Origin of the sequence: Caballeronia sp. LZ032, from assembly GCF_031451315.1 — a bacterium.
In the GTDB taxonomy this organism is placed as follows: domain Bacteria; phylum Pseudomonadota; class Gammaproteobacteria; order Burkholderiales; family Burkholderiaceae; genus Caballeronia.
Genome location: NZ_JARUXP010000003.1, coordinates 96,243 through 107,140, shown reverse-complemented (window position 1 = coordinate 107,140; position 10,898 = coordinate 96,243). Strand labels below are relative to the sequence as shown.

The window sequence follows — 10,898 nt, the reverse complement described above, 5'->3', positions numbered from 1 at the left end:
CCGCCATGAAAAACGGCGACCTGGGAAGGTCGCCGTTCGTCACGCCGGATGCCGGCCTGCGCTTACTTCCTCAACTCGTCTTCAACTCTTCTTCAGATCGTAGCGGTCGAGATCCATCACCTTGCTCCACGCGGCAACGAAGTCATTGACGAACTTCGCCTGGCCGTCCGCGCTGGCATACACCTCCGACAACGCCCGCAGCACCGAATGCGCGCCGAAGATCAGATCGACGCGGCTGCCGGTCCACTTGCGCTGCCCCGACTTGCGATCGCGGCCTTCGAACACATCGCGGCGGGACGACATCTGTTGCCACTCCGTGTTCATGTCGAGCAGGTTGACGAAGAAGTCGTTGGTCAGCGCTTCGGGCTTGTCGGTGAAGACGCCGTGCGCGCCGTTCCCCGATGACACCTTCAACGCCCGCAGTCCGCCCACGAGCGCGGTCATCTCCGGCGCGCTCAGCGTCAGCAGTTGCGCCTTGTCGATCAGCAGCGCCTCGACCGGCACCCGGATGCCGTCCTTGACGTAGTTGCGGAAGCCGTCGGCGACCGGTTCCATCGCCGACATCGAGAGGACGTCGGTCTGCTCCTGCGACGCATCCATGCGGCCCGGCGTGAACGGCACGTTCACCTTGTGCCCGGCCTGCTCCGCCGCTTTCTCGATGGCTGCGCCGCCCGCCAGCACGATCAGGTCGGCCATCGAGATGCGCTTGCCATCGGATTGCGCGCCGTTGAATTCGCCCTGAATGCCTTCGAGCGACTTCAGCACCTTCGCCAGCTGCTCGGGCTCGTTGACCTGCCAGTCCTTCTGCGGCGCAAGCCGGATGCGCGCGCCGTTCGCGCCGCCGCGCTTGTCCGAGCCCCGGAACGTGGACGCCGACGCCCATGCCGTCGACACCAGTTCCGCCACCGACAGCCCCGACGCCAGCACCTTCTGCTTGAGCGCCGCGACTTCCTGATCGGTCACGAGCGGATGATCGACGGCCGGAATCGGGTCTTGCCACAGCAGTTCTTCCTGCGGCACTTCCGGTCCGAGATAGCGGGCCTTCGGTCCCATGTCGCGATGCGTCAGCTTGAACCATGCGCGCGCGAAGGCATTGGCGAACTGGTCGGGGTTCTCCCAGAAGCGCTTTGAAATCTTCGCGTATTCCGGATCGAAGCGCAGTGACAGGTCGGTGGTCAGCATCGTCGGCTTCAGCTTCTTCGACGCGTCGTACGCATGCGGAACGGTTTCGCCCGCGTCCTTCGCCACCCATTGATTCGCGCCGGCCGGGCTCTTGGTCAGCTCCCATTCGTAGCCGAAGAGGTTTTCCCAGAAACCGCTGCCCCATTTCGTCGGAGTCGTGGTCCAGGTCACTTCGAGACCGCTCGTGATGGTGTCCGCGCCCTTGCCGCTGCCGAAGCTGTTCTTCCAGCCGAGGCCCATGTTTTCGAGATCGGCGGACTCCGGCTCGGGACCGACGTTGTCGGCCGGACCCGCGCCGTGCGTCTTGCCAAAGGTATGTCCGCCCGCGATCAGCGCGACGGTTTCCTCATCGTTCATCGCCATGCGCGCGAAGGTCTCGCGAATGTCGTGCGCGGCGGCGAGCGGATCCGGATTGCCGTCCGGGCCTTCCGGATTGACGTAGATCAGGCCCATCTGCACCGCGCCGAGCGGATTTTCGAGATTGCGGCCGCCGTCGGTCCGGCTTTCTTCCTCGCCGTGCTTCTGTACGTCGGCGGTGATGACGCCCTGGTCGTCGTCATTGCCGGCTGCTCCCTTGCCGTAGCGCACATCGCCGCCGAGCCAGGTCTTTTCATTGCCCCAATAGACGTCCTGATCCGGCTCCCACGTGTCCTCGCGACCGCCGGCGAAGCCGAAGGTCTTGAAGCCCATGGTTTCCAGCGCGACATTGCCGGTCAGGATGATGAGGTCGGCCCAGGAAAGCTTCTGTCCGTATTTCTGCTTGATCGGCCAGAGCAGGCGACGGGCCTTGTCGAGACTGACGTTGTCGGGCCAGCTGTTGAGCGGCGCGAAACGTTGCTGGCCGCGGCCACCGCCTCCCCGGCCATCGCCGATGCGGTAGGTACCCGCGCTATGCCACGCCATGCGAATGAAGAGCGGACCGTAGTGGCCGAAGTCGGCGGGCCACCATTCCTGCGAGTCGGTCATCAATGCGGCAAGGTCTTTCTTGACCACGGCGAGATCGAGACTCTTGAAGGCTTCGGCATAGTTGAAGCCGGTATCGAGTGGATTGGAATTGCCGGAGTGCTGATTCAACAGATCTACGCGTAGCTGCCTGGGCCACCAGTCACGGTTCGTCGTGCCGGTACCGGCGGCATGAGTAAACGGACACTTCGATTCGTTTGACATGCGCTATCTCCTTGCGAGGACGGTCCCACTAATTGTTCTGCTGTGCTCCTGCCTTGACGTCGGGTCCGGTGAATCCGCCCCGCACCCGTGAATGAAATCGATGCGTGCGGCAATGCGGAGTTCGCATGACCGCCGGTCCTGCCGTATTTCAGAAAATACGTGACAGCCACCATCAATAGAATGCGATTTTCGCAATGCGGCCGATAGGGGCCGGCTATAGGCTTGCCACCCGTGCACGGCTTGCTGATGCTGCGCTGCGGGATGCATGAGCGCCTCCGCAATGAGCTTTTCAGTCTAGCAGCGTATGACGGCCCCGGCATGACGAACTGTGCGAGCCTCGATCCTCATGCTTCGTCAAGTCCGCCGTCCGGCAAATGGTGCGCAGCCGGCAAACGTTGGAAGATTTGACAACACCACAAGGTGTTGTCACAATTTCCAACAGCAAAGGCAAAGCCATTCTGATCCTTGGCGAGCGCCATGAGCTCTCGCCAGACTCGCTCGTTGAAATGAAGTTCTGGCAAGTTCCTGTGCCGGTTCCGGGATGCTCGCATTCGTGGAAGTACAGGCTTGCGTTCGTCGCGCGGAACGTGTGCGTGCTGCGCTACGACAACAAGCGTCGCAAGGGTGACCACCGTCATTTCACGAATACCGGGTCGCCTTATGAATCTTCCTCACTGAATCAGCTGCTGGCCGACTTCAGGATGGATATGGAAATCTTGCAGAGATGGAGGTCAAGACCATGAAGACCGTCACGATAAGCGTGTCGTCCCTCGACGACGTCATGAAACGCGCACAGGCCGCAGCCGCCGGCAAGGCTCAGGGCGCGCACTTCTCCTATGCCACCCCCGAACTGCTGTTCCGCACGTTCACCACGTCGCGCTGGCAGATCATCCGCGCCATGACCGGCGCGGGCGCCATGTCCATCCGCGAACTGTCGCGGCGTATCGAACGCGACGTGAAAGGCGTTCACGGCGACGTCAAGGCGCTGCTCGAAACCGGCTTGCTTGAACATGACGAGAGCGGCGGCATCGTGTTTCCCTATGACACGGTGCATGTCAATTTCACCTTGAAAACAGCGGATCTCACCCAGCCCGCCGCTTCCGCGGCTCAGACACTCGCTGCGGCGCTGCCGGCGGAGGCCGTGAACGCGTCACCCGGTCCGCGCAAGGAAGCCACTCCGCGCAAGAAGGAAACACGCGCGGCAGGAGGCCGCTGAGCCGCTGAGCCGCTGCGTGCCGCGCGATGGCTCCGGACTAACTCCAGTCGTCCATGTCGTGCTTGATGCTGTGGCGGTTCGCAATGAGCTCGTCGACGCTCGGCTCGTTGTTCATCGCGCGCTGGATAGCCAGTTTGGTGGCTTCGTAGTTCGTGCGGTACATGTCCTTCTTGTCGAGGTTCGCGTCCGTTGCGCAACGCGGGTCGATCCACACCAGACTGATGATGCACAGGTCGTTGGCCTGGTCCTTAGGCAAGATGCCTTCGATCAGGCAATCGACCACGGCATCCGCCGTCGCGGACTGCACCACACCGCCGAACAGGTCGATGTTCGCCATGTCCTTCAGCGTCACTTTCGGCACGATCATGGTCGCGGGGCGGACCATCTGATTGCACGCGCGAATGGCGAACATGGCCGTGTGTCCCTTCGACTGCGCCATCATGTTCGCAAAGGCGTGACCCACGGGACCGTCCACCCGGCCAATCAATATTTCCGGCATCGCATCGGTGGTTTGTCCGGGAGCGGCAAGCACGGTGGCCTCGCCGGCGCGGAAGGTCAGATCCGGATTCATGAAGACTTCTCCTTTCAGGACGGAGTAAAGATTCGGTCGATCAAGGGGCCACCCTCATGCAAGTACGGTGCCATTGCGCCCGGACAAGGCGCGGCGCTGTGTTCGGTCTGTCCGCAGGGACACACTGTCCGCGCGGCGTGACAGATTGACTGAGATTCAGCCGATCGCGCTGATCGATGCTCGTCCCGCATGACCCATGCTAGAGTGCTTCAAGTGGTCGGACCAGTGAGACATGCCATGCATCCATCCCATCCGGAAGACGCGTCGCAGATCGCGGACGTCGTGGCGGAACGTATCGAAAGCCTGATCGTCGATGGCGTCCTGAAGCCGGGTCAGGCGCTGCCGTCCGAACGGCGGCTGACGGTGAAGCTTGGCGCGTCGCGCTCAGCGGTGCGCGAAGGGCTGAAAGTGCTGCGCACGCGGGGCATCATCGAGACCTCGCACGGACGCGGCTCGTTCGTCGCCGCGCTCACGACGCAGCCCGCGCTCACGCCGATGATGCATCTGCTCGGCTCGCAGCCCCGCACGCTCTACGACATCTTCGAGGTGCGCGCGATGCTCGAAGCCGAATCGGCCCGACTCGCCGCATTGCGCGGCACCCAGGCGGATTTCGCGCTCATCACGCGCCGTTACGAAGAGATGCTTGCCGCCAACGAGAGCGAGATCGGCGAGTCGAAGCGCGCCCAGCTCGACTACAACTTTCACCTCGCCATTTGCGAGGCTTCGCACAATCCCGTGCTGGTCCACACGCTCAGCTCCCTGACCGACCTGCTGTTGAGCTCGGTCTTCGCGTCGGTCAACAACCTCTATCACCGCGCGGCCGAGAAGCGGGTCATCGACAAGCAGCACGCCCGCCTCTACAAGACCGTGCTCGGCAAGCAGCCCGAACTCGCGCGCAAGGCCGCGAGCACGCATATCGATACCACCACGGCCTGCCTGCGCGAGATCGAGGCGGAGGAACAGCGCCTCGTGCGGGCGACGCTGCGGCTGAAAGGCTGGCAGTAGCCCGGCAGCACGCGCGCCGCATTGCCGTGCGGAAATTCGCTCAGCCGCGTCCTGATTGAACACGGCGATCCAGCCCCTCTGGCACGCCAACAATAACTGGTCGGACCACTGGTCCGGTGTCTCGACAGCCTCGTGCGGTCGCGGAACAATGCGCGTCAGCCACTCAGTTGCGGCGCAAGTCCGCACACGTCGCACACGCACCAGGAGACACGCGATGACGCCACAATCCACCCCCACCTTCGAAAACGCCACGTACGCCAGAGTGACCTGGCGTCTGCTGCCGTTCCTCTTCATCTGCTATGTCGCCGCCTATCTGGATCGCGTCAATGTCGGCTTTGCGAAGCTGCAGATGCTCAACGACCTGAAGTTCAGCGAATCGGTCTATGGACTCGGCGCGGGCATTTTCTTCATCGGCTATTTCGTGTTCGAGGTGCCGAGCAATGTGCTTCTGCATCGCGTCGGCGCGCGCGTGTGGATCAGCCGCATCATGATCACCTGGGCGCTGGTATCGGCGGCCTCGCTGTTCGTCAGGACGCCAACCATGTTCTACACGCTGCGCTTCCTGCTGGGCGTCGCCGAGGCCGGCTTCTTTCCCGGCATCGTCTTGTATCTGACGTACTGGTATCCCTCCACGCGACGCGGCCGCATGAACGCGCTCTTCATGATGGGCATTCCGGTCGCCGGCGTGCTCGGCGGCCCGCTGTCCGGCTGGATCATGGCGGCGTTCAACGGCGTCCACGGGCTCGCCAACTGGCAATGGCTCTTCCTGCTCGAAGCCATTCCTTCGTTGCTGCTCGGCGTGCTGACCCTGTTCATGCTGCCCAACGGGATCCGCGCGGCCTCGTGGCTCGACGAGCATCAAAAGCTGCTTCTCGAAGACAACATCTCGCGCGACACCCCCGAACACGCCGATCACTCGCTGAAAAGCGTGCTGACCAACGGCCGCGTGTGGCATCTGGCGGCGATCTACTTCTGCTGCATGATGGGCCTGTACGGCGTGAGCTTCTACCTGCCGACGCTCATCAAGGCCGCCGGCGTCAAGGATGCCTTCGATGTCGGCCTGCTCACCGCCATTCCCTACGCGGTCGCGATCGTCGTGATGACGCTCGTGGCCCGCAGTTCGGACCGTCGCAACGAACGGCGCCGGCATCTTGCCGTCGCTGCACTCGCCGCCGCCGTGGGCTTCTATGCGAGCACGCTGCACACCGGCAACCTGATGCTCGCGATGCTCACGCTCTCGCTCGGCACGGCCGGTGTGCTCTCGATGATGCCGGTCTTCTGGACCTATCCGAGCAGCGTGCTGACGGGCACCGCTGCCGCAGCCGGTATCGCGATGATCAATTCCATCGGCAATCTGGCCGGTTTCGTCAGCCCGTCGATCATCGGCTGGATGAAGGACGTCACGCACAGCACGAACGCCGGCCTTGCCGTGGTTGCCGCGGCGCTGTTGCTGGGCGCGCTGTTGACGCTCACGCAGCGTGCAACGGCCGGTTCCCCTGCCGCCGCCCCCGGCCCGAAAGAGGCTTGAGACCGCCATGCCCGATACGGCCCAGACCTCCGTCCCGTTCGCGCACGCCGGCAAGAGTTTGCTGGCTTCGCTCGGCGAGATCGTCGGCGCGCGCAACGTGTTCACCGGCGATGCGCAAACCCGCCGCTACCGCACCGGCTATCGCTTCGGCGCCGGTCGCGTGCTGGCCGTGGTGCGCCCCGGCACGCTGCTGGAACAATGGCACGCTCTCGCCGCATGCTGCGCGGCGCGCGCCATCGTCATCACGCAGGCGTCGAATACCGGGCTGACCGGCGGCTCGACGCCCGACGGCGACGGCTATGACCGCGACATCGTGATCGTCAGCACGACGCGCATCCGGCGCGTGCATCTGCTCAAGGGCGGCAGCCAGGTGGTGTGCATCGGCGGCACGACGCTCGATCAGCTCGAAACCACGCTCAAGCCGCTCGGACGCGAACCGCATTCGGTGATCGGCTCGTCGTGCATCGGGGCGTCGGTGCTGGGCGGCATCAGCAATAACTCGGGCGGCTCGCTCGTGCATCGCGGACCGGCCTACACGGAAATGGCGCTGTTCGCCGTCGTCGATGCCTCGGGCCTGCCGCGCCTCGTCAATCACCTCGGCATCGAACTCGGCGGCGCGCCGGAAGAGATCCTGGCACGTATTGAGAGCGGCGCGTTCAGCGACGCCGATGTCCACGCAGGCGCCGCGGCCTCGGATCACGACTATGCGACGCACGTCCGCGACGTCGATGCGCCCACGCCCGCGCGCTTCAACGCTGACCCGCGACGGCTGTTCGAAGCGTCGGGTTCGGCGGGCAAGGTGATGACCTTCGCGGTGCGGCTTGACACCTTCGCGGCCGAACGCGGCGCGCAGGTCTTCTACATCGGCACCGACGACACCGCCGTGCTGACCCGCCTGCGGCGGCACGTGCTGGCGAATTTCAAACATCTGCCGGTGGCAGGCGAATATCTGCACCGCGATGCGTTCGATGTCGCGCGCCGTTACGGCAAGGATCTGTTCGTCATCATCGACCGGTTCGGCACGGGCCGTCTGCCGCTGTTCTTCAATCTCAAGACGCGCGCGGATGCCTGGTTCGAGCGCTTCGGCTTCATGCCGAAGCACCTGACGGACCGTCTGCTCCAATGGTTCAGCGAGCGTCTGCCGGAGCATCTGCCCGCGCGTCTGCTGGACTTTCGCGAGCGTTACGCGCATCACCTGATGCTGAAGGTTCCGGCGGCCGGCGTCGCGGAGGCGCGCGCGTATCTGGAGCAGCACTTCGCGAGCGACGAGCGTACCGGCGCGTACTTCGAATGTACCGACGACGAAGGCCGCCGCGCCTTCCTGCATCGCTTCGCGGCGGCGAGTGCGGCGGTGCGCTATCGCGCGGTGCATCATCGGGAGGTGGAGGATATCGTTGCGCTCGACATCGCCCTGCGCCGCGACGATCGCGCGTGGTTCGAGCAGTTGCCGCGGCCGATCGAGCAGCCGATCCTGCGGAAGCTGTATTACGGACATTTCCTGTGTCACGTGTTCCATCAGGACTATATCGTCGCGAAGGGCCACGACTGCATGGCGCTCGAACACGAGATGCTCGCCTTGCTCGATGAACGCGGCGCCGAATATCCGGCCGAGCACAATGTCGGGCATCTGTACGAAGCGAAGCCGCAGCTCGCCGAGTTTTATCGCAAGCTCGATCCGTGCAACTGCCTGAATCCGGGCATCGGCAAGACTTCGAAGTTCGCGGCATATCGGGAGTAAAGGTCGCCGACTTGCTTTGAGAACGGGGCGCAAATCCGCTATCCTGACGCGGACCCTCTTCACCTCGTTCCGCTCGATGCTCACTCTCAGTCCGCGCGACCGCGCGATGCTCAACGGCGATTTCGGCGCAGGCGTGGCGCTCGCAATGCGCATCGTCGCCGCGACGGCTCGCGTCATGGACGCCCGCGCGTTGATCGACATCACGTCGGCGCACATCGACGGCTGTCTCTATCACGGCGCGGCCAGTCTCGACTTCGTGGAACGCTTCGTCGCGAGCGGCGCGAAAGTGTCCGTGCCGACTACGCTCAACGTCGGCTCGCTCGATCTGATTCATCCCGAACTGTTTCGCGGCGACGCCGAACTCGCCCGCGCGGGCACGCGGCTGATGCAGGCGCATGTCGAACTCGGCTGCGAGGCGAGCTTCACGTGCGCGCCGTATCAACTGCGGCATCGGCCGAAACTCGGCGATCAGATTGCCTGGGCCGAATCCAATGCCATCGTGTTCGCCAATTCGGTGCTCGGCGCGCGCACGAGCCGCTATGGCGACTTCCTCGATCTCGCCGCCGCCATCACCGGCCGCGTGCCGCATGCGGGACTGCATGTGACGGAGAATCGCGCGGCGCGCGTCGTGATCGAGGCGCCGGACGTGAGCGCATCGCCGCATCGCGACGCGCACTTCGCCGCGCTCGGCTTCGTGCTCGGCGGCGAAGTGGGTGCGACGGTCGCCGCGATCACCGGCCTTCCCGCCGACACCACCGAAGACGAACTGAAGGCGCTCGGCGCAGCGGCGGCATCGAGCGGTTCGGTGGCGCTGTTCCATGCGGTCGGCATCACGCCGGAAGCCGCGACGCTCGACGCCGCACTGCAAGGCCGCGCGCCCGAGCGCACGCTGCGTGTGAGCGCGGCGGATCTCGCGGCGGTGCGCGCACGCTGGAGCCGCGCACGGCCCGGCGATGCGCTGGCCGCCGTGAGTCTCGGCACGCCACACTTTTCCGTCGAAGAATTCCGTACGCTCGCCGCATTGTTCGACCGTCACGAAGGCAAGCCGCGCAGCGATTTCTACGTCAATACGAGCCGTTTCGTGCTGTGGCAACTCGAGCAGGACGGCATCGCGCAGACGCTCGGCGAGCGCGGCGTGCAGATCGTCGTGGATACCTGCACGTACATCACGCCGGTCATGAAGCAGGTGACGGGGCTCGTGATGACCAATTCCGGCAAATGGGCGCACTACGCGCCCGCGAACATCGGCGTGACGGTGGCGTTCGGCAGCATGAGCGAATGCGTGCGCTCGGCCTTCGAAGGACAGGTGTGGTTCGATGAAAGCATTTGAAGCAATCGCCCTGGTTCCGGGCCACGCGCGCGCGGCAAGCATTGCGTTGCCGCCGCTGAGTTTCTGGGGCGGCTATGACGCGGCGCGCGGCGTGATCGTCGATGCCACGCACGCAGGTCACGGCACGAGCCTCGCGGCGCGCATCCTCGTGATGCCGCGTGCACGCGGGTCGAGTTCGAGCAGCAGCGTGCTGGCGGAAGCCGTGCGCAACGGCACCGGACCGGTCGGCATCGTGCTGACCGAGCGCGACCTGATCCTGTCGATCGGCGCCATCGTCGCGAACGAGCTCTATGCGAAGCACGTCCCCGTCGTGATGGTCGATGAAGCCGCGTTCGCGCAGATCGCGGCAGCGCCCGATCACATGGAGATCGACATCGACGCCCGCGACGCCGCACTGCCCGCGCGCGTCCGCCTCATCGCGCCATGATGGTTTCGACCACCGCGATGATCTGCTGCGCGGCCGTCTTCACGTGCTGTTCGAGCAGCTTCGCGCCGAGCTTGGCATCGCGCTTCCGGCATGCTTCGACGAGATTCATGTGTTCGTCGTGCGACTGCTCGCGGATCGGCACCTGCACGACCTGAAAACGAAAATAGCGGTCGCTGCGGTCGTGCAGCCCGCGCAGCATCTGCAAGGTGATGTCGCGCCCGGCGGGCAGATAGAGCGTCTCGTGCAGACGCCAGTTCAACTGGCCCCACATGCCCGATTCGGCCTGATCCATCTCGTTCACGAGCTTCTCGGCCCGCGCGATCTCGGCGTCGCTGATATGCGGAATGGCCTGAGAAAACAGCCACGGCTCCAGCCTCAGCCGGATCTCGAACGTCTCCTGCACTTCCCCGATCGACAACTCCGCCACATACGCGCCCTTGTGCGGAACCTTGGTCAGCAAGCCTTCGCCGACCAGCCGCGTGATGGCCTCGCGCACCGGCACGCGGCTCACGCCGAGTTCGTCGGCGAGCGCTTCCTGACGCAGCACTTCGCCGGGCGCGAGATCGCCGGACAGGATGCGCTGCCGCAGCGCCGTGGTGACGAGTTCGACCGTCGTCGTGCGCACGATCCTGCGCGTGGTGTCGCCGGAATCGGGCACTTCGGCGCGGCGGCGGAGTGGAGTCACGGCTGAAGACATGTGTTTCCGCTATGCGATGTCGATTAAAGGTGGCATT

Annotated in this window: 10 protein-coding genes; 7 read left to right on the top strand and 3 right to left on the bottom strand. The window is 64.5% G+C overall.

Annotation, left to right across the window (positions count from 1 at the left end; all coding sequences use genetic code 11):
• Positions 1–81 precede the first annotated feature (81 nt).
• Positions 82–2,349, bottom strand: a complete 2,268-nt coding sequence (katG, locus tag QCE69_RS21910) for a catalase/peroxidase HPI (protein ID WP_309932964.1) — start codon at positions 2,347–2,349, stop codon at positions 82–84.
• Between the two features lie 395 nt (positions 2,350–2,744).
• Between katG and QCE69_RS21905 the strand changes: the two genes are divergently transcribed.
• Both QCE69_RS21905 and QCE69_RS21900 read left to right on the top strand, forming a co-directional pair.
• The gene (locus tag QCE69_RS21905) at positions 2,745–3,092 is read left to right on the top strand and encodes a DUF6516 family protein (protein ID WP_309932962.1); all 348 of its coding nucleotides are present in this window, start codon (positions 2,745–2,747) and stop codon (positions 3,090–3,092) included.
• Entirely contained in the window at positions 3,089–3,565 is a 477-nt protein-coding gene (locus QCE69_RS21900; RefSeq protein WP_309932960.1) for a transcriptional regulator, read from the top strand. Before QCE69_RS21905 ends, QCE69_RS21900 begins: the two co-directional genes overlap by 4 nt.
• Positions 3,566–3,602: 37 nt before the next feature.
• Here the strand turns inward: QCE69_RS21900 and fae are convergent, their stop codons facing one another.
• Complete coding sequence (fae, locus tag QCE69_RS21895) at positions 3,603–4,136, bottom strand: formaldehyde-activating enzyme (RefSeq protein WP_309923088.1); 534 nt, start codon at positions 4,134–4,136, stop codon at positions 3,603–3,605.
• Positions 4,137–4,373: 237 nt separating this feature from the next.
• Between fae and glcC the strand changes: the two genes are divergently transcribed.
• The 5 genes from glcC to QCE69_RS21870 all read left to right on the top strand — a co-directional run bounded on the left by glcC (position 4,374) and on the right by QCE69_RS21870 (position 10,164).
• Positions 4,374–5,141 carry a transcriptional regulator GlcC gene (gene glcC / locus QCE69_RS21890; protein ID WP_309818218.1) on the top strand — a complete coding sequence of 256 codons (768 nt, stop codon included), beginning with the start codon at positions 4,374–4,376 and terminating at the stop codon, positions 5,139–5,141.
• Positions 5,142–5,355: 214 nt separating this feature from the next.
• Positions 5,356–6,669, top strand: coding sequence for an MFS transporter (locus tag QCE69_RS21885; protein WP_309923086.1), 1,314 nt, complete (start codon positions 5,356–5,358; stop codon positions 6,667–6,669).
• Positions 6,670–6,676: 7 nt separating this feature from the next.
• Positions 6,677–8,407 carry a D-lactate dehydrogenase gene (gene dld, locus QCE69_RS21880; protein ID WP_309932959.1) on the top strand — a complete coding sequence of 577 codons (1,731 nt, stop codon included), beginning with the start codon at positions 6,677–6,679 and terminating at the stop codon, positions 8,405–8,407.
• A 76-nt stretch (positions 8,408–8,483) separates the two neighbouring features.
• Positions 8,484–9,737, top strand: a complete 1,254-nt coding sequence (locus QCE69_RS21875; protein ID WP_309923082.1) for an aconitase X catalytic domain-containing protein — start codon at positions 8,484–8,486, stop codon at positions 9,735–9,737.
• On the top strand, positions 9,724–10,164 hold the full coding sequence (locus QCE69_RS21870; RefSeq protein ID WP_309923081.1) for an aconitase X swivel domain-containing protein: 441 nt from the start codon (positions 9,724–9,726) through the stop codon (positions 10,162–10,164). The genes QCE69_RS21875 and QCE69_RS21870 overlap by 14 nt, the downstream gene beginning before the upstream one ends.
• Here QCE69_RS21870 and QCE69_RS21865 read toward each other — a convergent pair.
• Entirely contained in the window at positions 10,151–10,861 is a 711-nt protein-coding gene (locus QCE69_RS21865; protein WP_309923080.1) for a GntR family transcriptional regulator, read from the bottom strand. The two genes, QCE69_RS21870 and QCE69_RS21865, sit on opposite strands and share 14 nt — an antisense overlap.
• Between the last annotated feature and the right edge of the window lie 37 nt (positions 10,862–10,898).